General features: G+C 69.7%; 20 protein-coding genes and 1 riboswitch. Of the genes, 11 read left to right on the top strand and 9 right to left on the bottom strand.

Features of this window, described 5'->3' with window-relative positions; genetic code table 11:
• Positions 1-132 precede the first annotated feature (132 nt).
• Both GA707_RS17705 and GA707_RS17700 read right to left on the bottom strand, forming a co-directional pair.
• Entirely contained in the window at positions 133-1,386 is a 1,254-nt protein-coding gene (locus GA707_RS17705; RefSeq protein WP_152179779.1) for a hydroxyacid-oxoacid transhydrogenase, read from the bottom strand.
• Between the two features lie 16 nt (positions 1,387-1,402).
• On the bottom strand, positions 1,403-2,158 hold the full coding sequence (locus GA707_RS17700; RefSeq protein WP_226963925.1) for an SDR family NAD(P)-dependent oxidoreductase: 756 nt from the start codon (positions 2,156-2,158) through the stop codon (positions 1,403-1,405).
• A 48-nt stretch (positions 2,159-2,206) separates the two neighbouring features.
• On the opposite strand from GA707_RS17700, the gene GA707_RS17695 reads away from it, so the two are divergent.
• Entirely contained in the window at positions 2,207-3,109 is a 903-nt protein-coding gene (locus GA707_RS17695; protein WP_152179778.1) for a bile acid:sodium symporter family protein, read from the top strand.
• 13 nt (positions 3,110-3,122) lie between these two features.
• Here the strand turns inward: GA707_RS17695 and GA707_RS17690 are convergent, their stop codons facing one another.
• Entirely contained in the window at positions 3,123-4,505 is a 1,383-nt protein-coding gene (locus GA707_RS17690) for a deoxyribodipyrimidine photo-lyase (protein WP_152179777.1), read from the bottom strand.
• Positions 4,506-4,523: 18 nt separating this feature from the next.
• Here GA707_RS17690 and GA707_RS17685 point away from each other — a divergent pair, with 18 nt between their 5' ends.
• The 6 genes from GA707_RS17685 (at position 4,524) to GA707_RS17660 (ending at position 10,738) form a co-directional block, all read left to right on the top strand.
• Entirely contained in the window at positions 4,524-5,243 is a 720-nt protein-coding gene (locus GA707_RS17685) for a metal-dependent transcriptional regulator (RefSeq protein ID WP_152179776.1), read from the top strand.
• A 106-nt stretch (positions 5,244-5,349) separates the two neighbouring features.
• Complete coding sequence (locus GA707_RS17680; RefSeq protein ID WP_152179775.1) at positions 5,350-6,237, top strand: hypothetical protein; 888 nt, start codon at positions 5,350-5,352, stop codon at positions 6,235-6,237.
• Positions 6,238-6,563: 326 nt separating this feature from the next.
• Positions 6,564-6,765, top strand: a riboswitch (cyclic di-AMP (ydaO/yuaA leader).
• Positions 6,766-7,626 (top strand): C40 family peptidase, encoded by an 861-nt coding sequence (locus GA707_RS17675; protein WP_152179774.1) that lies wholly within the window; start codon positions 6,766-6,768, stop codon positions 7,624-7,626.
• A 342-nt stretch (positions 7,627-7,968) separates the two neighbouring features.
• Positions 7,969-8,364, top strand: coding sequence for an SHOCT domain-containing protein (locus GA707_RS17670; RefSeq protein WP_152179773.1), 396 nt, complete (start codon positions 7,969-7,971; stop codon positions 8,362-8,364).
• A gap of 222 nt (positions 8,365-8,586) precedes the next feature.
• Complete coding sequence (locus GA707_RS17665) at positions 8,587-8,985, top strand: hypothetical protein (RefSeq protein ID WP_152179772.1); 399 nt, start codon at positions 8,587-8,589, stop codon at positions 8,983-8,985.
• A 49-nt stretch (positions 8,986-9,034) separates the two neighbouring features.
• Complete coding sequence (locus GA707_RS17660) at positions 9,035-10,738, top strand: AMP-binding protein (RefSeq protein WP_152179771.1); 1,704 nt, start codon at positions 9,035-9,037, stop codon at positions 10,736-10,738.
• Between the two features lie 15 nt (positions 10,739-10,753).
• Here GA707_RS17660 and GA707_RS17655 read toward each other — a convergent pair whose 3' ends face one another.
• The 3 genes from GA707_RS17655 to GA707_RS17645 all read right to left on the bottom strand — a co-directional run bounded on the left by GA707_RS17655 (position 10,754) and on the right by GA707_RS17645 (position 15,023).
• The gene (locus GA707_RS17655) at positions 10,754-12,349 is read right to left on the bottom strand and encodes an MFS transporter (protein WP_226963924.1); all 1,596 of its coding nucleotides are present in this window, start codon (positions 12,347-12,349) and stop codon (positions 10,754-10,756) included.
• A gap of 65 nt (positions 12,350-12,414) precedes the next feature.
• Entirely contained in the window at positions 12,415-13,005 is a 591-nt protein-coding gene (locus GA707_RS17650) for a TetR/AcrR family transcriptional regulator (protein WP_152179770.1), read from the bottom strand.
• Positions 13,002-15,023, bottom strand: coding sequence for an MFS transporter (locus tag GA707_RS17645; protein ID WP_226963923.1), 2,022 nt, complete (start codon positions 15,021-15,023; stop codon positions 13,002-13,004). The genes GA707_RS17650 and GA707_RS17645 overlap by 4 nt, the downstream gene beginning before the upstream one ends.
• A 255-nt stretch (positions 15,024-15,278) precedes the next feature.
• Between GA707_RS17645 and GA707_RS17640 the strand changes: the two genes are divergently transcribed.
• Positions 15,279-16,784 (top strand): MFS transporter, encoded by a 1,506-nt coding sequence (locus tag GA707_RS17640; RefSeq protein ID WP_152179769.1) that lies wholly within the window; start codon positions 15,279-15,281, stop codon positions 16,782-16,784.
• 112 nt (positions 16,785-16,896) lie between these two features.
• On the opposite strand, the gene GA707_RS17635 is transcribed toward GA707_RS17640, so the two are convergent.
• A complete protein-coding gene (locus GA707_RS17635) occupies positions 16,897-17,934 on the bottom strand; it encodes a Gfo/Idh/MocA family oxidoreductase (protein WP_152179768.1) in 1,038 nt (345 codons plus the stop codon).
• A gap of 157 nt (positions 17,935-18,091) precedes the next feature.
• Here GA707_RS17635 and GA707_RS17630 point away from each other — a divergent pair, with 157 nt between their 5' ends.
• Positions 18,092-19,213, top strand: a complete 1,122-nt coding sequence (locus GA707_RS17630) for a serine hydrolase (protein WP_152179767.1) — start codon at positions 18,092-18,094, stop codon at positions 19,211-19,213.
• A gap of 737 nt (positions 19,214-19,950) precedes the next feature.
• Here GA707_RS17630 and GA707_RS17625 read toward each other — a convergent pair.
• Complete coding sequence (locus GA707_RS17625) at positions 19,951-20,313, bottom strand: STAS/SEC14 domain-containing protein (protein ID WP_226963922.1); 363 nt, start codon at positions 20,311-20,313, stop codon at positions 19,951-19,953.
• 274 nt (positions 20,314-20,587) lie between these two features.
• Between GA707_RS17625 and GA707_RS17620 the strand changes: the two genes are divergently transcribed.
• Positions 20,588-21,241: an NAD(P)H-binding protein gene (locus tag GA707_RS17620; protein ID WP_152179766.1), complete on the top strand. Its 654-nt coding sequence runs from the start codon at positions 20,588-20,590 to the stop codon at positions 21,239-21,241.
• 353 nt (positions 21,242-21,594) lie between these two features.
• The gene (locus GA707_RS17615; RefSeq protein ID WP_152179765.1) at positions 21,595-22,560 is read left to right on the top strand and encodes a hypothetical protein; all 966 of its coding nucleotides are present in this window, start codon (positions 21,595-21,597) and stop codon (positions 22,558-22,560) included.
• Here the strand turns inward: GA707_RS17615 and GA707_RS17610 are convergent.
• Positions 22,534-23,431, bottom strand: a protein-coding gene (locus tag GA707_RS17610; protein ID WP_370460057.1) for an IS5 family transposase whose coding sequence is annotated in 2 segments (ribosomal slippage) — positions 22,534-23,103 and positions 23,105-23,431 — 897 coding nt in all. Because the reading frame shifts where the segments join, the coding sequence is not laid out codon by codon here. The two genes, GA707_RS17615 and GA707_RS17610, sit on opposite strands and share 27 nt — an antisense overlap.
• Between the last annotated feature and the right edge of the window lie 81 nt (positions 23,432-23,512).

Below are 23,512 nucleotides of genomic sequence, written 5' to 3'. Positions count from 1 at the left end.
TGGTCCGTAGGCAGGTGATGGCGGACATCTGCCGTCGTGGCGGCCTTGGGCATCTCGGACGCGGATATTTCCGCGTCATGTGCCGACAAGGCCGCCCGCCGCGCGGATCTGCGGAGCCTCGGGGGTTCGTTCCTAGAGGGAGGCGCGGAAGACCGAGCGCAGCTCGTCGGCGCCGACGTCGAGCGGAGCGGTGGCGAGCAGGCGCTGCTGGCGCAGCGAGCCCTCGACGAGCGCCTCGACGTCGCCGGTGTCGTAGCCGACATCGCCCAGTCGGGACGGCACCTCGAGGTCGGCCATCAGCTCGCGCACCCGGTCGGCGAGCCCCGTCGGTCCGGCCGCTACATCCGGGCCACCGAGCAGAGCGGCGAGCCGGTCGTGCCGCGCAGGGTTGCTCGAATAGGTCAGCTCGAAGGCCGCGGGCGCGGTGAGCGAGACGGCCATCCCGTGCGGGACGAGCGGCGCTCCGTCCGGATACCCCGCCGGCCGGAAGTCGCGGACCAGACCCGCGATCGGGTATGCGTTCGCATGCGGCACGTGGACCCCGGCGTTGCCGAAGCCCATCCCGGCGAGCGTTGCGGCGAGCGCCATGTCGCTACGCGCCGCGGCATCGTCGCCGTCGCGCCACGCCGTGCGGAACGAGCGCGCCAGGAGCCCGACCGCCTTCTCGCAGAACACGTCCGCGACCGGGTTGGCGCCGCAGTACGGCACCCGCTCCTCCGGCCGCTTCCGGGGGTATGCGGTGTACGGCCTAGCGGTGTACGACTCCAGGGCGTGGCACAGGATGTCGAGCCCTGCCGCTGCGGTCACGCCGGGTGGCTGGGTCATCGTCAGGTCGGGGTCGACGACGGCGACGGTGGGTCGGAGCGCGGCGTGGCTGATGCCCGTCTTGACCTTGAGGGCGAGCACGTCGAGGACGCAGATGGTCGTGCTCTCCGAGCCCGTTCCCGTCGTCGTCGGGACCGCGACGAGCGGCAGCAGCGGCCGTGTCGGTGCGCGCCCGGCGCCGACCGGCTTGTTGAGGTAGTCCTCGAGACCGCCGTCGTTTGTGGTCAGCAGGTTGACCGCCTTGGCGGTGTCGATGCTCGACCCACCCCCGACGGCGACGATGGCATCGAACGGCCCCTCGTCACGTGCCCACTCGACCGCCGTGAGCATCGAGTCGTCCGTCGGCTCGACATGGGCGCCGGTGAACACCGCAACCTCGCACCCCTCGGCCGCGAGCCGCTCGGCGATCCGCGCCGGATGGCCCGTCGCGGCGACCCCGGCGTCGGTCACGATGAGCACCCGGCGCGCACCGAGCATCCGCAGCTCGAAGCCGATCTCGACGCTGGCGCCGGCACCGAACTTCAGCCGCGGTGCCGCATACGTGAAGACGCTCTCCTCCATCCGCCCGTCCACCGCGTCACCCCTCCCGGTGCACCTTGTGCTGCGCGGCCTGGGCGCGCGGCTTGATGACGAGCAGGTCGATGTTGACGTGCGCCGGCCGGGTCGCCATCCACGTGATCGCGTCTGCGACGTCCTCGGCGACGAGCGGTTGGGCGACCCCCGCATACACGCGGTCGGCCTTGTCCTTGTCGCCCTTGAAGCGGGTGAGGGAGAACTCGTCGGTGCGCACCATCCCCGGCTCGATCTCGGTGACCCGCACGGGCTGGTCGAACAGCTCGAGGCGCAGGGTCTCGGACACGGCCGCGAGGCCGTGCTTCGCGGCCGTGTAGCCCGCCCCGCCCTCGTAGACGATCCGGCCGGCCGTCGAGCCGACGTTGACGATGATCCCGTCACCGGCCGCGACGAGAGCGGGCAGCAGCGCCTTGGTCACGCGCACGACGCCGAGCACGTTGACGTCGAACATCGTCTGCCATGCCGCGAGGTCGGCTTCGGCGACCGGCTCGAGACCGTGCGCGCCGCCCGCGTTGTTGACGAGCACGTTCACGCGGGGCCCAGCGGCCTCGGCCAGCGCGGCGACATCCGTGTCGGCGGTCACGTCGCACGTCACGGCGATGCCGCCGATCTCGTCGGCGAGCGCGGCGATGCGGTCGGCGCGGCGGGCCGCGCAGACCACCCGGTATCCGGACGCGGCCAGCGCCCGGGCCGTGGCCGCCCCGATCCCGCTGCTCGCTCCGGTGACCACGGCCGTTCGGCCAGACATCGCGGTGTCCATGGCGCTCACTCTCCCACGGCCGGATCACCGCTGCTTCAATGAACGGCCATGGACTCAACTCTGGTGACCGTTGGGCTGCCCGTCGGTCTGGCAGTCATCATGCTCGGCCTCGGACTGTCACTCACCCCCGCCGACTTCCGCCGAGTGGCGCAGGCGCCCAAGGCGGTGGTCGTGGCGCTGACCTGCCAGATCCTCGTCCTTCCGCTCGTCGCCTTCGGCCTGGTCCTCCTCTTCGACCTGCCCCCGCTGCTGGCCGTGGGCTTCATGATCCTCGCGGCTTCGCCTGGAGGCTCGACGGCGAATCTCTACTCGCACCTGTTCCACGGGGACGTCGCCCTCAACATCAGCCTCACCGCCATCAACTCCCTCATCGCGGTCGTCACGCTGCCTGTCGTCACCAATCTCGCGCTCGGCTTCTTCGTCGGCGAGGACGACGGCATCGGGCTCCAGTTCGGGAAGCTCGTGCAGGTGTTCGCCATCGTGCTCATCCCCGTCGCGGTCGGGATGCTCGTGCGCAGCCGTGCGGTGGAGTTCGCCGCACGCATGAACCGGCCGGTCCGGATCGCCTCGGTGATCCTCCTCGTGCTCATCGTCGCGGGTGCGGTGTACGGCGAGCGGGAGACCCTGCTCGACTACGTCGCCGAGGTCGGCCTCATCGCGATCGCGTTCTGCGCCATCTCGCTGTCGGTGGGCTATGCGGTGCCGCGCCTGCTGGGGCTCGGCGAAGCCCAGGCGATCGCGAGCAGCTTCGAGATCGGCATCCACAACGCCACCCTCGCCATCGCGATGGCGGTGACCGTCCTGCAGAGCACCGAGATGGCCGTTCCTCCTGCGATCTACGGCATCGTGATGTTCTTCGTCGCTGCGGCGTTCGGGGTCCTCTTCAGCCGCGGAGGCCGGGTACGCGACCTCGAGGACCAGTTCTCCACACAGCGCGAGTCGGCGGTGTAGGGGCCCGACCAGCTCAACCGCGCGCCTTGTCGTAGCGCTCGAGGGCCCGTTCTCGCTCGTGCGCGTGGTCGACGATCCGCTCCGGATAGCCCTCCGCGAGGCCGTCGTCGGCTTTCCACGGCTCATGCACGGCCTTGCCGGGCACGTGCGCCAGCTCGGGCACCCACCGGCGGACGTACTCGCCGTCCGGATCGAACCGCTGGCCCTGGGTGATCGGGTTGAACACGCGGAAGTACGGCGAGGCGTCCGTCCCGGTGCCGGCGACCCACTGCCACCCGTGGTTGTTGCTCGCGATGTCGCCGTCCTGGAGGTGGCTGAGGAAGTGCCGCGCCCCGACCGGCCACCAGACGTGCAGGTCCTTGACGAGGAAGCTCGCCGTGATCATCCGGAGGCGGTTGTGCATCCAGCCCTCCTCGAGCAGCTGGCGCATCCCGGCATCGACGATCGGGAACCCGGTGCGCCCCTCGCGCCAGGCGTCGATGTCGGCGACGACGTCCGGGTCCTCCGGGTCGGCGTACTCCATCCCCGAGAGCGTGTCGTTCCAGTCGCCCCACGCCGAGTCCGGCCGGTGCCAGAGGACGTCCGCGTAGAACTCGCGCCAACACAGCTCCGTGACGAACCGGTCGACGTCGTCGGTGCCCCACAGGTCGTGGTCGACGAGATCGGCCAGCATCGTCCGCGGATGGATCTCGCCGTACTTCAGGTGCACCGACATCCGGCTCGTCGTGTCGAGGTCTGGCCGGTTGCGCTCCTCGGCGTAGCCCTCGAGGTCCTCGGCGAGGAACCGCGTCCACTTCTCGTATGCCACGCTCTCGCCCGCGCCCTCGTCCGGTTCCCCATCGGTCGGCTGGGGCAGGTCCGTGCCCGCGTCGGCGCGCAGCCACCGTGCCTCCGGGCGGTCGGCCGGACGCGGCCAGCCGTGCTCACGCCAGGCCCTGGAGAACGGCGTGAACACCTTGTACGGCGTGTCGCTCCCGGTGAGGATGGTGCCCGGTCCGACGGCGTAGGGCGTCCCGGACGCGCGCAGGCGCACGCCGGCGTCGTCGAGCGCGGCCTCGACCCGCTCGTCGCGCCGGCGCCCGTAGGGCGTGGTCTCCCGGGAGACGTGGACGGTGCCCGCCCCGAGCTCCTTCGCCAGCCGCGGGAGGGCCGTCTCGGGTCGACCGCGCAGGACGGTGAGTGAGCCGTCGAGCTCGTCGTCCAGCGCGCGGAGCGAGGCGAGGTAGCGCTGCGCCCGACGCTCGCTCCGACCGAGGAGAGTCTCGTCGAGAACCACGGCGACGCATACCCCCTCGTCGTCGTCGGCGCCGTCTCCGACCTCCTTCGCCGCGGCCAGGAGGGCGGGGTTGTCCGCCAGCCGGAGGTCGCGACGCAGCCACACCACCGAAGTCGTCATAGGTGAGAGGCTATGGGGGTGACAGACCTGATCGACACCACGGAGATGTACCTGCGGACGGTCTACGAGCTCGAGGAAGAGGGGATCGTGCCCCTTCGGGCCCGGATCGCCGAACGGCTCGGTCACTCCGGGCCCACCGTCTCCCAGACCGTCGCCCGCATGGAGCGCGACGGGCTGCTGGTCGTCGCCGGTGACCGACACCTCGAGCTCACGGAGCACGGCCGCACGCTGGCGACCCGGGTCATGCGCAAGCACCGCCTCGCCGAGCGGCTCCTCGTCGACGTCATCGGTCTGGAGTGGGAGTACGTCCACGACGAGGCGTGCCGCTGGGAGCACGTGATGTCCGAGCGGGTGGAGCGCAAGATCGTCGGGCTGCTGGGTGGCGTCAAGGAGTCGCCCTACGGCAACCCCATTCCGGGTCTCGACGAGCTGGGGCTCGAGCCCGGCGAGGAGTTCCTGCAGGGGATGGAGGCCATGAGCGTGCTCGCGGACCACGCGCCGGTGCTCGTCACGGTCCGACGGATCGGGGAGCCGGTGCAGGTCGACACCGAGGCCCTGTCCCTGCTGACCGCGGCCGAGCTCACACCCGGCACCAGGGCGACGGTTCGGCGAGAGGGGTCGCGCGTGATCGCGGCGCGCGAGGGGCGGCCGGAGTCCAGCGGGGTCTCTCTGCCGGACGACATCGCCTCCCATGTCTTCGTCAGCCGGGTCGTCGGACGCGCCGTTACCGGAATGTGACATTGGCGCAGGAGTCGACTACCGTCGAGTAAGTCGCTCACCGGGCTCCCCTGCCCGAGTGGGCGAAGCAGCCCCTGCCTCCCACACCACTTCTAGGACTCTCCCCGTGGCTCAGCCCCACCAGCCTCGTCATCATGCCCGTCACGCCTCGTCGGCCCGATCTCTCGCTCTGAGCGACCTCGCCGCCCTCGTGCGCGGGTCCCGCTCCCGGGTCGGATCGACCGTCGCCAAGGTGAGCTCCGTCGGCGCCGCAGGCGGTCTCGCCGTCGCACTCGTCGTCCCTGGTCAGAGCGCTGCGGCCAGCGCGACCCCGGTCGAGACGAGCGCCGACCAGGCCTCCGCCGACCTCGCCGCAAGCCTGCTCGACCAGCGCGCCGAGTCGCGGGTCAGCCGCTCCGTGAGCCGCGCCTCCCTCGCTCCGGCGGTCGCGCTCGAGGCTCCCGCCGCGGCCGCCCCGGTTGCAGCACCGACGTTCGGCGCGATGTCGTTCACCGCGGTCGAGAAGCCCGAGCCGCCGCCCCCGCCCGCACCGGCGGGTCCGTCCCGTGAGTCCTCCGGCGGTTCGACCGGTGGCTCGGACAGTGGGGGATCGTCCTCGGGCGGCTCCTCCTCCGCTCCGGCACCCTCCGGTGGTGGAGGCTACGACTGGGCCGCCGCCAACGCGTGCTCCTGCGCCCAGGGGCTGACGCAGAACGCCATGGGCGTCCTCGCCGCCGTCAAGGCATCCTTCCCCGGCATGACGAACATCGGTGGCGTCCGCCCCGACTCGATGCCGGACCACCCCTCCGGTCGCGCCCTGGACTTCATGACCAGCGACCGCGGCTACGGCGATGCGATCGCCAACATGCTCATCAGCCGCGCCGGTGAGCTGAACATCGAGTACATCATCTGGCGTCAGCGCGTCTGGCTGCCGAGCAGCGGCTGGCGGACCATGGAGGACCGCGGCAGCGCCACGGCCAACCACTACGACCACGTGCACGTCACGGTCCGCTGACCGACGTTCCGCCAGGACGACCTCCAAGGCGGCGCTCAGCAGAAACCCCACGACGCGGTAGGCCACCGGCCTACCGCGTCGTGGCGTCTGGGCGCCCTTCGGCCCGCCCGGGACGTTGCGCAGCCGCCTCGTCGGCGGCCGGCCATCACCCGCCGGACTTCGGCCCCGCCGCGCAGCCGGGTCATGGCGAGGCGCGCATACCCCGTGTGACCTGGGCATCTTCGGATGTGTGCGGCATCACCGCCACGCCCCGTGACCGAAATGTGACATCGCCCGGATCGATGTGTACCGTGGACGAGTCGTCACCGCCTGGTGGCGGCCCCGATGAGCGGACCACGCCGAGTCCTGCCACCGTTCACCGGGTTCCGTTCGTCCCCGAACGGCAGGAGCGGGGGACCCACTCTCGGCCGCGGACACCGTGGCCTCGGGGTGAAGTCCTCACCGCGGTTTCCCCTGACCGTGGTCTGGGCCGGGTGATCTTCCACCCGAACCCGACAGCTGACCTCGTAGGCGTTGAAGAGGAAAACCGTGACCGTGAAGTCTCACGGGCGTCACCGCACTGCGGGACGCTACAACCCCCTGTCAGAGCTCTCCCTCATCGCCTCCCGCGCCTCATCCCCTGCCATCAAGGGCTCGGCCGTCATCGCCGCCTCCGGCGGTCTGGTCGCCGCGTTCGCGATCCCCGCTAACGCCGTCGGGCAGGCCCCCGCCGCTCCGGTCACCGCCGAGCCGGCGGAGGGATCCGCGGCCACGCTGTCGATCAGTGAGCGGGCCTCCGAGGTCGCCACGTCCCGCGCCGTGGCCCGCCCGGCCCTGACCGCGCCCGCGGTCGCCGCGCCGACCGTGGCGCCGTCATTCGGCAAGCTCTCGTTCACCGCGGTCGAGAAGCCCCCGCCCCCGCCGCCCCCGCCCGTCGAGACCCCGGCCGCGTCCGAGAGCTCGTCCTCGTCGAGCGGCGGCTCCTCCAGCTCCGGCTCGTCGGGTGGAGGCTCGTCCAGCTCCGGCTCGAGCAGCAGCTCGGCGCCGAAGGCAGACCGCCCGCAGCGCGTCGCGTCGGGCGGAGTCCTCGGCGTCGCCGCGAGCCTCACCGGCATCCCGTACGTCTACGGCGGCTCGACGCCGGCCGGCTTCGACTGCTCGGGCTTCACCCAGTACGTGTTCGCGCAGGTCGGAATCTCCCTGGGTCGCACGACCTATGCCCAGTACGCCCAGACCTACGCCGTGTCCGACCCCCGACCGGGTGACCTCGTCTTCTACGGCGGGTCCTCGCCCTGGCACGTGGGTATCTACGCCGGCAACGGCATGATGTACGACTCACCCCGCACCGGGAAGTCCACCTCTCTGCGGCCGCTGTTCAGCGGCAGCCCCGAGATCCGCCGCATCGGCTGACCTGCGGCTGACCCGGCGCACCGAAGGCCCCCGTCCAGATCGGACGGGGGCCTTCGCTATGTCCGCCCTACAACCGGGGGCACCATCGGTCGACGGTCCACGGGGCCAACGGAAGAATGTCGCGGACTCACCTGTCGAGGGTGATGCTTCCCGGCCGGGACGGACGATAACGTTGTCGCGCCACCAGCCCCGGTGGGCATGCTGACTCCCAGAGAGGTGGACGGTGAAGGGATCCAACATCCGACCGGCGGTGTTCGTCCCGGGGTGCCTCCCGCGCCTGTCCGCCGACGAGCATCGTTCGGCCTGACGGCCGCGCATCCCTGCAAGGAAAGGAACACATACATGGACACCGATATCAACACGTTCTGGGAGGTCCTGCTCTGGAGCTTCTGGTTCTTCATCTGGATCGCCGCGATCATGATCTGGTTCCGGTGCATCTTCGACCTGTTCAGCGACCCGACGACGAGCGGCTGGGGCAAGGTCGGCTGGTCGCTGGTCCTGATCTTCCTCCCCTGGCTCGGCGCGCTGATCTACCTCATCGTCCGCGGCAAGAGCATGGGCGAGCGCCAGATGGCCGCCGTGGCCGAGGCCCAACGCCAGCAGCAGGAGTACATCAAGTCCGTGGCCGGCACGTCCGCCGCGCCCGCCGACCAGATCGCCAGCGCCAAGTCGCTCCTCGACTCCGGCGCCATCACTCAGCAGGAGTTCGACGCGCTCAAGGCAAAGGCCCTGACCTGATCGAGCCCCCGACCACTGATGGGGTGGGCCACCGGCGCAGCCGGTGGTCCACCCCACCTGTGTGCCGTGGCGGCTCTGCGTCCGGCCACGATGCCCACCGGATCGGAGTCACCCGGCTGCGGCGACCTACCTGCTGCGGGTGATGCTCGCCGTCCGGGCCTCTGGGTACGGTGGGCTGCGCCGCCTGCGGTGGGCGGATCCACGGCTCTCGAGAGGCTCATCATGGTGCGACTGATCATCCGGACGATTGTGTTCCTCGCGGCGGCCGCCCTAGGCCTCCTCGCCGCCGCCCTCCTCGTCGACGGCGTGGAGGTCACCGCCAGCGGGTTCCTCATCGTCGTCGTCCTGTACGCGGTGGTCCAGAGCGTCATCTCGCCGTTCATCGCGCGCGTGGCGGCGAAGAACGCCTCGGCCCTCCTCGGCGGGGTCGGCATCATCGCGGCGCTGATCGCCCTCGTCGCCGCCTCGCTCGTGGGCGACTCCCTCACCATCTCGGGCGGGATCGGCACGTGGATCGCGGCCACCGTCGTCGTCTGGCTGGTCACGGCCCTGGCCACCCTGCTGCTGCCATGGATCCTCGTGAAGGCCGGCGTCGAGCGTGCCCGGGAGAACCGCGCCTAGCTCGCACCCAGCGGTCGACGCCGACCCGGACGGATGGTAGGAACCGGGTATGGATGCAACGGAGCAGTACCGCGCAGCCCGGGACCACCTGCTCGCCCTGCGAGGTCGGCACGAGGAGGCGGTGCAGCAGTTCACCTGGCCCGATCTCGGCCCGACGTTCAACTGGGCGGTCGACTGGTTCGACGCCATCGCCCGCGGCAACGACCGGCGCGCCCTGGTCGTCGTCGAGGAGGACGGCTCGAGCAGCGAGGTGAGCTTCGACGCGATGGCCACCCGGTCCGACCGGGTCGCGACATGGCTGGCCGGCCTCGGGGTGGGGCGGGGCGACCGGGTCATGCTCATGCTCGGCAACCAGCTCGAGCTCTGGGACTGCATGCTCGCGGTCATCAAGCTGGGCGCCGTCATCATGCCGACCGCGACCGCCGCCGGACCCACCGACCTGGTGGACCGCATCGTCCGGGGCGCCGCGACGGTCGTCGTGACGACCCCCGAGCAGACCGGCAAGTTCGCCGAGGTGCCCGGGGACCTTCTCCGCGTGTGCACCGCCGAGGCGGAGGGGTGGGAGGACCTGCGCACCGCATACCTGAGCGACGTGCCACCGGTGTCGCACCCCGGCACCGCTCCCTCCGACCCTCTGCTGCTGTACTTCACCTCGGGAACGACCTCGCGACCCAAGCTCGTCGAGCACACCCAGGTGTCATACCCCGTCGGGCACCTGTCGACGATGTACTGGCTCGGGCTGCAGCCGGGCGACGTACACCTCAACATCTCGAGCCCCGGGTGGGCCAAGCATGCCTGGTCATGCTTCTTCGCCCCGTGGATCGCGGAGGCGACGGTCTTCGTCCTCGCCTATGCGCGCTTCGACGCCGACCGGCTGCTCGGCGTCCTGCGGGACCACGAGGTCACCTCCTTCTGCGCGCCACCGACGGTGTGGCGCATGCTGATCAACGCCGACCTGTCCGGCGGGCCGGGTAGTCTGCGCGAGATCGTGGGGGCGGGGGAGCCGCTCAACCCGGAGGTCATCGAGCAGGTGCGGGCCGCGTGGGGGATGGAGCTGCGTGATGGCTACGGGCAGACCGAGATGACCGCCGCGGTCGGCAACACGCCCGGCTCCTGGCTCAAGCCGGGGTCCATGGGTCGACCCCTGCCCGGCGTGCCGGTCGTGCTCGTCGACCCCTCGACGGGGGAGCCCGTTGACGGGGTCGGCGAGGGCGAGCTGTGCCTCGACCTCACGACCCACCCCCTGCCACTCATGACCGGGTACCAGGGGAACCCGATGGGCAACGCCGCCGCGATGGACGGCGGCTGGTACCACACCGGGGACGTCGCGAGCCGCGATGCCGACGGCTACATCACCTATGTCGGCCGCACCGACGACGTCTTCAAGGCGAGCGACTACAAGATCAGTCCGTTCGAAGTGGAGTCGGTGCTCATCGAGCACCCGGCCGTCGCCGAGGCCGCCGTCGTGCCCGCGCCCGACCCCGTGCGGCTGGCCGTGCCCAAGGCGTATGTGGTGCTCGCCCCAGGCTTCGAGGCGGGGGAGGGAGTGGCGCGGGACATCTTCCGGCACGCCCGTGAGCGCCTCGCGCCCTGGATGCGGGTCCGGCGGCTGGAGTTCGCAGAACTCCCGAAGACGATCTCGGGCAAGATCCGACGGGTCGAGCTGCGGGCCCGTGAGGAGGAGCTCGCCGGTGGGGGGCAGAGCGCTGACGGGGAGTGGCGCGACGACATGTTCCCCGAGCTGCGTGTCTGAGCTCGGGCGCCGCGCTCAGAAGTCCAGACCCTCCAGGGAGTTCGCCGCCTTGATGTCCGGGAGCCGTAACATCCGGAAAGAGTTGGCGAGGCCGATCAGGGTGGCGAGCAGCGGGACGAGGAGACCCACCTGCAGTGACCGGTTGCGTGCGGTCTCGTTGATGGCGAGGACCTCCTCCTCGACCTCCGCCGGCTGTCCGGTGATCTGCTCCGCCAGTGCCGTTGTGCTCATGACCTCGGCGTCCTCCTGCAGGACCGTCGCGATCTGCTGCTGCTCGGCCGGAGGGATGACGGAACTGCTCTCGGACAGCTGGGTGAAGAAGAGCGCGAGAGCCGCGAGCATGACGCCGCCGCCCATGGCCAGGCCGAAGGACAGACCGAACGAGCCGGCGGCCGAGTTGACCCCGGCGGCCTCACTGATCCGTTCCTCCTCGATCGGTGCCAGGGTGTAGTTGTTCAGCTGTGAGACGAGCAGGCCAAGACCGCAGCCCGTGATGATCAGCGGGATCACGAGCCACCATCCGCTGTCCACCCGGGGGACGAGCGGGATGATGATGAGGATCCCTACGGCAGCGAGCGCGAATCCGGTGCGGATGAGGGCCGCGGGTCGGCTATCGCCCGCGACGCGCGCCACGAGCAGTGCCGCAGCGAACATCGTCAACGACAGCGGTGCCAGTGACAGACCTGCCTCCATGGCGTTGTACTCGAGCGTCATCTGGAGGAACAGCGGCAGCACGATCATCGCGCCACCGAGCGTGATCTGCTGCATCATCTGACCCGAGATCCCGGCCGTGAAGTTGGGGGATCGGAACAGGTCGGGGTCAAGCAGGGTCACCCGCCCGGCTCGCTTCTGACGCAGCAGCCATCTGGCCAGGGATCCGAGTCCGAGGACACCGACCGCGAGGAGGAGCAGGACGAACTCCCCGCCCTCCTGCCAGACGAGGATCCCGAGGACCACGCCGCCCATGCCGACGACCGACAGGACGGCACCGACGGCGTCGACCTGGCGTGGTCCGGTGTAGGGAACGTCCTTGATCAGTGCGATCTGGCTGAGCACCACGGCGATGATGACGACCTCGAGCGCGAACCCGACGCGCCACGACAGGAATGTCGTGACGAAGCCCCCGAGGAGGGGGCCGACCGCTGCGGCGATCGCGGCGGCGGCGCCGATCAGGGCGTAGGCCTGTTTCTGCGCCGCTCCGGAGAAGTTGCCGTGGATGAGGGACTGCATGGCCGGCAGCAGGAGGGCTGCGCCGAGACCTCCGAAGATGGCCCAGAAGATGACGATCGCGGTCAGGCTCTGGGCCAGGGTCATGGCCAGCGCTCCGATCGCATAGCCCAGAAGGCCGAGGACATAGGCCCGCTTGCGTCCGATGAGGTCGCCGACCTTGCTGTTGATGAGGATGAACGCCGCCGAGACGAGGGCTTCGAGGGCGATGGCCGACTGCACGCCGCTGGCCGTCGTGTCGAGGTCCTCGATGACCGCTGAGATCGACACGTTCATGAGAGAGGTGTCCACGACGAGGACGAACATCGCCATCGCGAGCAGCACCATGAGGCGCTTGCTTCCTTGTTCGGCCGGTGCGGCCTGCGTCTGCTCCTCGGCACCCATGTGTGCTCCTCCAACCGCGCCGCTCCCGCTTGGGTCGACAGTAGGAGCAGGCCCGCCGGCGGGCATCACCCCTGCGGGGTGAACCCCCCACGAGGCTCACCGAGCCGGTCGATGACCTGCTGGATGAGTGCTCCGTACTCCTCGACGACCCGGTCGAGGTCGGTCGTGCGCGGGTCGAGGAGTCGGAACGTGCGCAGTCCGGTCGCGAGGCCGAGGAGCAGGCATGCCAGCTCGTCGGCGAGACGCCCTGTGTCGGCGTTCGGACCCTTCGTGCTCTCAAGGAACCGGCTGAGGAAGCGGGACCGGAAGTCCGCGCGGGCGGCCGCCTGATCGGGGGCGTCGAGGAGCAGGTAGACCGCGCGGAGCCACGGTTCGGCGTCGTCGTCGGCGCGCCGCGTGAGCATCCGCCGGACCAGGTGCTCGCCGAGTCCGGCGAGGGGCACATCGGCTGCCAGGGGGGTTGGCTCGCTGGGCGTGGCGAGGGCGAAGAGCTGCTTCTTCGAGCCGGCCACCTTCATCACGAGCGCAGGGGAGACGCCGGCCTCGGAGGCGATCGCGCGGATCGTCACGGCCGTGTAGCCCCGCTCGCCGAACAGCCTCCGCGCGGACTGGATGATCGCCTCGTGTGATCCGCCGGGGCGGTCCGGCTCGGTCATGCCCCCACCATCGCCCGGCCTGGGCTCGTGGGAGCCGGTGGGATGCCCGTGGCGATGTCGATGTCGAGCGTGGTCGAGGTCGACAGGATCGTCAGGGCACGGGATCGCGTGCGTCCGGTGGCATGGTCGACGACGGTCAGGACGTATCGCCCGGGGGGCGGCAGACCGATTTCGTATGCGCCGGTCGCGTCCGCGGTCGAGGTCGCCACGAACTCGCCGGAGTGTCTGATGAGCGAGACCAGCACGTCCCCGAGCGGTCGGCCACCGTCCGTGACGCGGCCCGAGAGCTGGAGTCGGCGCTGCATCGTGATCGGTTCGCTCTCACCCGCTCCGAGGTCGCACAGCGAGGACTGTGGGGCCCACCCCTCCGCGGAGACGACGAGAAGATAACGGCCGGGCTCGGGCAGGGCGAGGGTGTAACGACCGTCGTCGTCGGTGCGACCCCAGTCGACGTGCCGACCGTCCGGATGCAGCACGGTCGCGACCGCCTGCTTGAGCGGTCGTCCGGTCGGGCCGACCACGCGGCCGGTTGCGAGCAGCTCGGGGAGCGCACCGGCATCCTTGACGAAGGTGCGCTCGCCGGTGGGTCCGGGTGTCGCCTCTCCCTCGGTTGCCATAGTGGGTCGCTGGATGAACGCCGCAATGAAGGCACCGCCGAGCGCGGCTGCGGTCGCGACCCAGAAGACGATCTGGTACGCGGCCAGGGTCGGCACGGCTGATCCGTCGATGTCGATGACGGCGGAGGCGAACACGGCGGCCACGAGTGCGGAGGCCGACGACGTGCCGATGGATCGGAGCAGCGTGTTCAGTCCGTTGGCCGATGCCGTCTCGGTGATGGGTACGGCACGCATGATCAACGTCGGCATCGCTGCGAAGGCCAGCGCTGTCCCGAGGGAGGCGATTCCGGCAGCGATCATCACCTCGATGATCGAGCCGTAGAGCAGCGCGCGGACGACCAGCCCCGCAGCCATGATGACGGCGCCCGCGATGAGGACCGACCGCGGTCCCACCCGGATGATCAGGCTGGCGGACAAGGGCGCCATGGCGACCATGAGGATGCCACTCGGGAGCATGACGAGACCGGTCGCGGTCACGGACAAGCCGAAGCCGTAGCCGCTCTCGACCGGCATCTGGACCTGCTGGGCCGCGGTGAGGAAGTTGGCGAACATGGCGAACCCGACGAGCACCGAGGCGGCGTTCGTCAGCAGAACCGTGCGACGGGTCGACGTGCGGATGTCGACCAGCGGCTGCCCACTGCGCAGCTCCCACGGCACCCAGACGGCCATGACGAGCACGGCCGCCACGAGCAGGCTCAGCGTCCGCGTGGATCCCCAGCCCCAGGATCCGGCTTTGCTCACGGCAAGCAGGAAGCAGGTGAGGGCGATCGAGAGCAGCGTTGCTCCCACGTAGTCGAAGCGCCCTCGTGTCTTGACCGTCGACTCGGGGACCACGAGATGGACCGCGATGAGCATAGCCACCGCGAATGCGCCGGAGACGAGGAAGAGTGCGTGCCAGTCGAGGCTGGCATAGATGACCCCCGCCAGCGGCATGCCCACCGCGCCCCCGATGCCGAGTGTCGCCGACATCAGCGCCACCCCCGAGCCGACCTTGTCCGCGGGAAGGTGGTCCCGCATGATGCTGATGCCGACGGGCACGAGGCAGGCGCCGAGCCCGGCCAGTCCGCGACCCGCGATGAGTGCGGCGAGGTCGGTCGAAAGGGCGGCGATCACCGATCCCGCGATGACCGCCCACATGCAGAGGATGAGCATCAGGCGCTTGCCGAACATGTCCGCGAGCCGCGACACGATGGGCGTCCCGACGGCGGCGGTCAGCAAGGTGACGGTGACCAGCCACGAGGCGTTGTCGATCGAGGTGCCGAGGATGTCCGGAAAGTCGGGCAGCAGGGGTAACACGAGGGTCTGCTGGAGTGAGACCAAGGTGCCGCATAGCGCGAGGACGACGATGATCGCCCCCGTCGACGACGGGGAACGCGGGGTCGGCGACAGGGGTGAACGCACGTTCACAGGCTAGCGCGGGGTTCGGTATGCGCCTGTTCCGTCTCGCTCTATGCGGCCGCCTGAGGACGACGCCGGCCGAGTTCGGACCCGCGGGAGATCTGCACGGAACCTGCAGGGTTCTTCTGCACATCGACGAGTCGGCCAGGACGTGCGGCCAGTCGGATCTTGCTGAACGGCTGAGAGCGCCTCTCCTCTCGCCATCGCATGTACGCCTGGCTACATTCGACAGATGGCATTCGCGAGACCGGGGCCCGGATGACAGCCGATCGTGCCTCGAGTCAGCCGGGCGGCCTGCGGTTTGCCGAGCCCGCCGGCCGGTGGGTCCTCGCAGCGACGGTGCTGGGGTCGTCCATCGCATTCCTCGACGCGACCGTGGTGAACATCGCCCTCCCTGCGATCGGTCGGGACCTGGGCGCCGGTGTCACCGGCCTCACGTGGACGGTCAACGCCTACACCCTGACGCTCGCGGCCTTCGTCCTGGTGGGTGGGTCGCTCGGTGACCGGCTCGGTCGGCGCCGCGTCTTCATGGTCGGCGTGACCTGGTTCGGGCTGGCGTCCCTGGCCTGCGCCCTGGCGATCGACATCGGGATGCTGATCGGATTCCGGGCCCTTCAGGGTGTCGGTGCCGCACTGCTCACCCCTGGTGCGCTGGCGATCCTCCAGTCGAGTTTCCGGGCGGAGGACCGGTCACGTGCGATCGGGGCCTGGTCCGGCCTCGCCGGCATCACCGGCGCGGTGGGCCCACTGCTCGGCGGATGGCTCGTCGACGTCGCGTCCTGGCGGTGGATCTTCTTCATCAACGTCCCGGTGGTGCTCGTCGTCCTTGCCATCTCGGCGCGGCACGTGCCCGAGTCCAAGGACGAGTCAGCGGTCGGCCGTCTCGACCTGGTCGGGTCGCTCCTGGTGGCTCTAGGTCTGGGGTCGCTGACCTACGGACTGGCTGCCTGGTCGGAGCAGGGGCTCGAGTCCGTCGCGGTTCAGGTGAGCATCGTCCTGGGAGTCGTCGCGGTGGTGGGCTTCGTCGCCTGGGAGGCCCTCACCTCTCACCCGATGTTGCCGCTGAGCATCTTCTCCGCGCCTCGGTTCGCCGTGACGAACGTCGTCACCTTCGTCGTCTATGCGGCCTTGGGCGGGGTCTTCTTCTGGCTGGTCGTGACCCTGCAGGTCGTCGCGGGATGGAGCGCGTTGACGGCGGGTTTCGCGTTACTGCCCGTCACAGTCCTGATGCTTCTCTTCTCGCCACGGGCGGGAGTCATCGGAGATAGGTTGGGTCCACGGATTCCCATGACGGTCGGGCCCCTCGTCGCTGCTCTGGGCGTCGGTCTGTTGACACGGATCGGGTCCGAGGCCTCCTTCGCGTCCGATGTACTGCTCCCGGTGACGCTGCTCGGGGCCGGGCTCACGTTGACGGTCACGCCGCTCACGGCAACCGTCCTCGGGGCCGTGGACGAGAGCCGGGCTGGTTTGGCCAGTGGTGTGAACAACGCCGTCGCCCGCACCGGCGGGCTCCTGCTCGTCGCCGCCTTGCCTGCGATCACGGGTCTATCAGCCGGTTTCGACGACCCAGCCGCCCTCGAACCGGCGTTCCGGACGGCGATGTTGGTCTGTGCAGTCCTGTTGGGAGTCGGAGGGGCGATCGCCGCTCTCGGGCTGCGGCCGGTCGCGCCCGAGCAGCCCCGAACGGAGGGCCCGAGCTGCCCACGCCGACACTGCGCGGTCGGCACCACGCCGATCGGGGTGACCGACCGGACCGACCCCTGACCACTTGCGGCAGTGGCTACGGGGCACATTCGGTTCGGATCCCGCCGAGGGGGTGATGAGCCGGTCGCGACCGGGAGAGGACGATCGGGTCGCGTTTGGACGGCTCGGCTGTTCAGCGCGGCCCGGTGTGCTCCCGGTGCAGCCGTTCGATCAGCTCGATGACGGCCACGCTGTCCCGCGCGTCGACGGGCGGTGGGGTCCCGGTCGAGATCGCCCGCGCGACGCCACGGTAGAAAGCCCCGTAGTCGTCGCCGGCTAGCCGGACACGGCGCTGGTCTTCGGCGACGCCGACCTGGCCGTACCTGCCGTCCTTGTGCTCAGCGAGGGCGCTCCGATCGCCTGGCGTTTCCGCTGTGAGGCGCTGTGCGACCGGCTCGGCCCCCCAGGACGTGAACCCCGCCCGCGAGCCGAGCGCGCGAAAGCGCGGGCCGAGCTGCGGCGCGACTGCGCTCATCCACAGGTGCGAGATCGTGCCGGACGCGTGCTGTAGGGCGACGAAGGTGTCATCGTCCGCGTCCGAGCCGGCACGCAACGTCCGGATTTCGGCGTAGGCGTCATCGACCTCGCCCAGCAGCTGGACCGCCTGGTCGATCAGGTGCGTCCCGAGGTCGTACAGCACGCCCGCGCCGGTGGTGCTCGCGCCCGCCTTCCACGCCCGGGTCTCACTGGGCTTCCACCGCTCGAATCGGGACTCGAACCGGTGTACCTCGCCCAGCTGACCGGCGTTCAGCAGGCGACGTAGCGTGAGGTAGTCACCGTCCCACCGGCGGTTCTGGTACGGCGTCAACGTGCGACCGACGCGCTCAGCACATGCGATGAGCGCGTGCCCCTCTTCGCTGGTCACGGTGAGCGGCTTGTCGACGACGACGTGCAGCCCGGCCTCGAGCAGCGCGGTCGCCTGCCTCGCGTGTCCGAACGGTGGGGTCGAGACGATGCCGAGCTCGAGGCCGAAGTCGTCAGCTCGGGCAAGCAGGGTCTCGAGGCTCGGCACGACTTCGGCTTCCGGGTGTTCCGCGCGCACCTGCCGGGATCGCTCCGGGTCGCTGGTGACGACCGCCGCCAGTGTCAGGTCCGAGTCAGCGGCTACGAACGGAGCGTGGAAAGAGCGTCCGCCGAACCCGTATCCGACGAGCGCCGTGCGAATGGTCATGGGCCCACCTTGCCACGGCGCCCCCGCAGGCGAACGGGCATCCATCCACTCCTCTGTCTACCCGGTCGAGGAGTGGTTGATGCTGGACGGTGGAGGAGGCGCGAGAGTACCGTGAACAGTTGGGGCAGGGTCCGATACTCACCGGTGGAGGTGGGTCGTGCGACGTCAGTTGTGGTGCGCCACGGTTGCGGTGACGCTCGTCGTCGGGGGGTGCTCGGCGCCCGGTCCTACGGCGCAGGAGCTTGCCGCTGACGTCGAGCCCGCGGTGGAGGAGTATCTGGCGCTGGCGGACTCGGATGCTCAGGTCCGCGCGGTGCTCCTGCACCGTGACGGCGAGGCGGTGGTGGAGCGATACACGGGTTCCATGCCGGAGGATTACTGGGACACCCGGTCGGTCACCAAGTCCCTGGTGGGAACCTTGGTGGGGATCGCCGTCGGTGAGGGGCTCATCGCCGGGGTGGAGTCCACGTTGGGCGAGCTGCTGCCGTCACGAATGGCGGAGATGAGCGAGGAGACCGCCGCAGTGACCCTGGACCAGGTGCTCACGCATACCGGCGGGTTCGCTCCCGATACCGGTGATGCCACACGGGAGTTCTTCACCGCCGAGGACTGGGTCGGGCAGATCCTGGCCGACCGAAACGAGAGCGGGCCGGTCGATGGCTCCTTCGTCTACTCCAACGCCGGGGCACATCTGCTGTCGGCGATCCTGGTCGAGGCAACCGGCGTGTCGGTCCTGGACTATGCCCGCGAGAAGTTGTTCGACCCGCTCGGGATCCCCAGCGAGCCGGCCTTCGAGCCGGCCTTCGACTTCAGCGACGCGGCAGCTGCCGCAGCGGTGTACGAGCAGTACTGGGACGCCGACTTCACCTGGCCGGTCGACCCTCAGGGTGTCCACGAGGGTTCATGCTGCGTCAAGCTGCGCCCACAGGACCTGGCCGCCATCGGGCAGGTGTACCTGGACGAGGGACGCTGGGAGGGACAGCAGGTGGTGCCGGCCGAGTGGGTGGAGCAGGCGACCACGGCTCACGTAGAGGCGAGAGAGCCAGGGACGACGGGCTACGGGTACATGTGGTGGATCACCGACGTCGCCGACGAGCCCGGGTACATGGCCTTCGGTCTGGGCGGGCAGGTCCTCCACGTCCTCCCCGCGCTGGGGATCGTACTCGCGGTCGCGACCGAGTACGACGAGAGGGATCCGCTCCGGGGGGCCAAGCAGTTCGGCTCCGAGTCGGCGGTCAGCATGCTCGAGATCGCGGTCGTCCCCCATCTCGACGAATGACTCCCTCAACTCGCACCGAGTGCGAATGATCCCGATTCAGCCGCACCCCTGGGCAACAGCCCCGGTCATGCCGAGTCCCATCCGATCGCCGCGACGGATGGCTGGGATCAGCCATATGCGAGTGCTTGTTGTCGCGAGGCAGGGTGAAGCGAGTCCTAGCTGCGGCTTCCGCGCTGGCCAGGGAGCGGAAGGGCGTGCACAGGTCTTCGTCGACGGCTTCGCCGGTGCAGCGTCCGGTCGCCTCCAGCACCACGAGCCCGGCCAGGACGTAGTTCACGGCGTCCTGGTAGAGCTCTTCTCCTGGCGGCTCGCTCGCCATCGGGGCGCCGGGGCGAGGACCTGTTCGGTGGACCAGTGCGCGTCCGGGGCGGTGAAAACCGCAGCGTAGGGCTCCTGGCCGGGGTCGGGGATCGCGGCGCGGTGCCCGAGGAGCTGCCGCGTGGTCGCACCGTTGGCCACTGCTGCACCGGCAGGTACGTGGAGGCCGGGCTGTCGAGGTCGAGCTTGCCCTGCTCGGCCACACCGACGGCGTCGGCCCATTCACCCATGCCAGAGCATGATCTCCATGGCGGCTCCCACCGCCGGTCCGTCCAGACGAGGAGCGATCCCTGCAGTGTGCACCCCACACGGGTCGGCGGCCGTTCCGCCCTTCGTCGGCCGTCGGAAGTTCACAACGGCGCGCCGCTTCGGCTGGACCGTCGGCCTGTGGCGCGGTCGCCGTGGAGGCGTCAGGTTCCCTACTCGGCAGCCCACCGCTTCGCGGTCTCGAGCTCGGCAAGGGGAAACGCTCGCGCCTGTCCCGGCCACACGATGCTGAAGATTCTGACCATGGCTCCTGCCCACCGCGCATCGGTCACGATCGCGATCCGCTCAAAGGACGAAGGATGGCGGACACCGAGCTTGAGGTCCTCCCAGACCGCGTCTTCCTCGTACTCGTCGAACTCGGGACCGAGGACGTAGACCAGACGCACCTTTCCGTGGTCGGCCAAAGCAGCCTCGACTGCTGGCACCACGACGTTGCGATAGTCCTCCTTCTCCACGTCATCGATCGCCTGGAGACCGAGGACCCCTGCCGGCATGCCATCCATGATTCTGATCATCGCCCGTTCCTCCTTGTTCGCTTCCTCGCCGAGAGACCCGAAACGGGCCAAGGCGTCGGCCGAGCCATAGCCGGGCCGTTCCCAGACGCGGGTCGGGGTGGGCCGGCCAGGCTTGCTCCAGCGAGGCAAGACGTTATCGGCTGATGGCCGCGTCCAGATCACCCCTCCTGGATGAGGCACCTGTCTGCGCGATGCGCGTCGGCGGCCATCGGAGCTCGAAGTCGGGCAGGAGCCGCCACCGCGTCCGCGTTTGGATCCTCGATAGGTTGCATGGATGAGAGTCACGATCATCGGTGGACACGGGAAGGTAGCCCTGTTGGCTGCCCCGCTGCTGGCAGCAGACGGTCACGACGTCAGGTCCGTGGTGCGCAACGCGGCGCACGTGCCGGATGTTGAGGCGGCTGGCGCCACGGCGGTCGTGGCAGACGTCGAGCATCTGGACCAGACGGCCATTGGTGCCCTGGTGCGCGGCAGCGACGTCATCGTGTGGTCTGCGGGAGCCGGTGGTGGAAGTCCGAAGCGGACGTATGCCGTCGACCGGGACGCCGCCATCCGTGCTATCGACGCGGCGGTTGCCGAGGGTGTCGGACGGTTCGTCATGGTCTCCTACGTCGGTTCGGGTCGGGACAACGTCCCTGAGGACAACCCGTTCCATGCCTACGCCACCGCGAAGGCAGCCGCTGACGACCACCTGCGCCGGACGGCACTGGACTGGACCATCCTCGGCCCCGGACAGCTCACCCTCGACGAGCCGACCGGCCGCATCGAGTACGGCGACCACGTCGAGGAGGGCGTCACCTCGCGAGGCAACGTCGCCGAGGTTATCGCGGGTGTAGTGGGCCGCAGCGATCTCGGTGGTCTCGTGATTCGCTTCCGAGACGGCACGGTGACCGTCGCGGAGGCGATGGACAGCCTGGCCCGGCGCTGACCAGCGCCTGTGGGGTGAGCGTGCCGGCTCGCCCGCGTCGCCGTGCCCTGACAGGTGCTCCTCGGCGGACATCGCACCCCACTCAGATGGCCGCGCACCTGCCCTCCTCCGTCGATCCGTCGGTGTATGCGCGGCTGCCGAACGTGCACCGGGACGAGTCCCCATGGCAGCGGCTCTTCGCCCCGCAGCACCGGGACTGTGATCGGCATCGCCGCAGGCTTGTTGCCGGTGCCGAACAGGTGCGGCAGACGCTGTCCGCGCAGCGTCTCGGCGGAGTCCTCGATGCACGCCTTGGGCCTCGCCCTTGGCGCGAGCCAGGCTTCGGGCAACAGTGGCCTCGATACCCTTGGGTCGTGACGTGGCATCCCCGCGAAGAGGCGGCTATTCGTGCCGGGGTGGAGCCGGACTATGTCGACCACCTGGTCGATCTCGGGATCATCGTGCCCGCTCTGCCGGGTCGCTTCTCTGTCGGTGACGTCCGCCGCATGCTCATGGTGCGGTCGCTCGAGGACGCCGCGATCCCCCTCGAGCACCTGGCGGAGGCGTTCCGGGACGGATCGCTGTCACTCGACTTTCTCGACACCCCTGCCTATGAGCGGTTCGCCACCTATGCCGGAGAGACGTTCCGAGAGGTCAGTCGTCGCACCGGGATCCCGCTCGAACTGTTGACGGCCGTTCGGGAGGCGATTGGATCGCCTGAACCCTCACCGGATGACCTGCTGCGCGAGGATGAGATGGCGGTGATCCCGCTGCTGGAGCTGCACGTTTCTGGCGACTTCAGTGTGAGCGCGGGCGAGCAGCTGCTCCGCGTCTACGGGGAAAGCGTCCGGCGGATCGCCGAGGCCGAGGGCGCCTGGTGGAACTCCCAGGTCGTCAAGCCGGCCCTCACGGCGGGCAAGAACGTCGGGGACTGGGCCGACGCCGAACTCGCGGCTCGCAGCACCCCGCTCGCCGAGCAGGCAGTGCTCGGTCTATACCACGCCCAGCAGGCACGAGCGTGGACGGCCAACTTCATCGAGGCCTTCGAGACGCTCATGGCCGAGGCCGGCATTCACAGCATGCTCGAGCGTCCACCGGCGATCTGCTTCCTCGACATCACGGGCTACTCTCGCCTGACCCAAGAGTACGGTGACGAGGCCGCCGCGGACCTCGCGGCGACGATGGCCCGGCTGGTGCAACGTGGGGCGGTGCGCCACGGAGGCAAGCCCATCAAGTGGTTGGGCGACGGAGTGATGCTCCATTTCCGCGACCCCGGGCCAGCGGTGCGCGCGGCGCTGGAGATGGTGAGCGACCTAGGGCGTGTCTCCCAGTTCGCGTAGCCACGTGATGATAACGCCGAGGACGACTCCGCCGCGATAGGTAATGGCGAGCTTGTCGTAGCGGGTTGCCAGCGCGCGCCACTGCTTGAGGACGTTGAACGAGCGCTCGATGACGTTGCGTCCCTTGTAGGCCTCGGTGTCGAACTTCGGTGGACGCCCTCCCTTCGATCCTCGCCGTTTCCGGTGTCCGGCCTGGTCCGAGGGTTCGGCGATGACAGCGGTGATGCCGCGCGAGCGGAGCAGGGCGCGGTTGGCGCGTGAGGAGTAGGCCTTGTCCGCCAGGACCGCTTCGGGGCGGGTCCGCGGCCGTCCGGGCCCGGTCCAGGGCACGCGGATCGCGCCGATCAGATTGGCGAACATGGGTGAGTCGTTGCCCTGACCCGGCCCCAGGAGCAGGACCAGCGGGCGGCCCCTGCCGTCACAGACGTGGTGGATCTTGGTGCTCAGCCCGCCGCGCGAGCGGCCGACGGCATGATCAGCCGGCTCGACGCTCAGATTCGTGTGATTCGACAGGTCCCCCTGTGGCGCGCGCGACGTTGGTGCCGTGCTGGTGGGCCCGGTTGATCGTCGAGTCCACACTCACCCGCCAGTCGATCTGCCCGGCGGCGTCGGCGTGGGTGAGCAGCATGGTGTGGATCCGATCCCAGGTGCCGTCCTGGCTGAATCGGCGATGCCGTTTCCACACCGTCTGCCACGGGCCGAACTGCTCGGGCAGGTCCCGCCAGGCGATCCCAGTCCGGAATCGGTACACCACGCCCTCAACGATCCGTCGATGATCGCCAAAACGGTTGCCCCGCTTGCCGTCCGAGGACGGCATCAACGGCTCGATCAGCTCCCAGTGGGCATCGGACAACACAGCAGAACGCGACATGGCCTAACCATCACAGCCAGCACCGCTCACAATCAGGAGACACGCCCTAGCCGCTTCAGGACTACCGCCGGCGCACGTGGG

Origin of the sequence: Nostocoides sp. F2B08 (assembly GCF_009184895.1) — a bacterium.
Classification (GTDB): domain Bacteria; phylum Actinomycetota; class Actinomycetes; order Actinomycetales; family Dermatophilaceae; genus F2B08.
The sequence above is the reverse complement of the archived record's forward strand: the minus strand, read 5'-3'. Positions and strand labels throughout refer to the sequence as shown.